The organism is Ligilactobacillus murinus DSM 20452 = NBRC 14221 (genome assembly GCF_001591685.1).
Taxonomy (GTDB): domain Bacteria; phylum Bacillota; class Bacilli; order Lactobacillales; family Lactobacillaceae; genus Ligilactobacillus; species Ligilactobacillus murinus.
Genome location: NZ_BCVJ01000138.1, coordinates 1 through 587, shown reverse-complemented (window position 1 = coordinate 587; position 587 = coordinate 1). Strand labels below are relative to the sequence as shown.

Sequence of the window (587 nt, the reverse complement as noted above, 5' to 3'; positions counted from 1 at the left end):
GGTGTCCCGTCTACTTGTTTCATCGCATGGGTCAAGTAAACATAGTAGTTTTGATCGGTGCTTGGATCAGTATCAAAGTTACCAGCTGTTGCTTCTGGTTGTGCTTGGACCAATTCATACCCGGCTTGGGCATAATCCCACAAGGTATTCGTATAGCTGGCCTCTGCTTCTCCTGTCAATGTTTGGAGACGTTCTTTTAGCTCTGTTCCACTTGTTGGACTGTAATTATCGTCTTCTACACCATAAACATCGATATAGTGCACCTTGACTGTTTGGTCGCCTGCAGTATAGGTGACCACTTCATTTAGATCACTTGTATCATAGCTCACAGTTTGACTTGCCACTTTGGCTTTATCAGCCACATATCCTGCCACAGTTGGACTGGATACGGCTGTCGTTTCTTGGGCTGGGCTCCAAGTAGTCTTTAAGATCTCACCTGTTACGGCATCTAACGTATTCACCGACGTGAAGACATAGGCTTTGGTATAGTCATCGGCTGCTTTTTGACCTGCCTTTGGTCCATTGCCATAGACATACGTGATCGTTTGCGTCACAGTCTTATCTGTTCCCGCCTCTTGTTTTGTTCC

General features: G+C 45.8%; 1 protein-coding gene. It reads right to left on the bottom strand.

Features of this window, described 5'->3' with window-relative positions; all coding sequences use genetic code 11:
• Nucleotides 1-587: mucin-binding protein (locus tag LMU01S_RS10620; RefSeq protein ID WP_439956671.1), on the bottom strand; the 587-nt coding region annotated here is incomplete at both ends.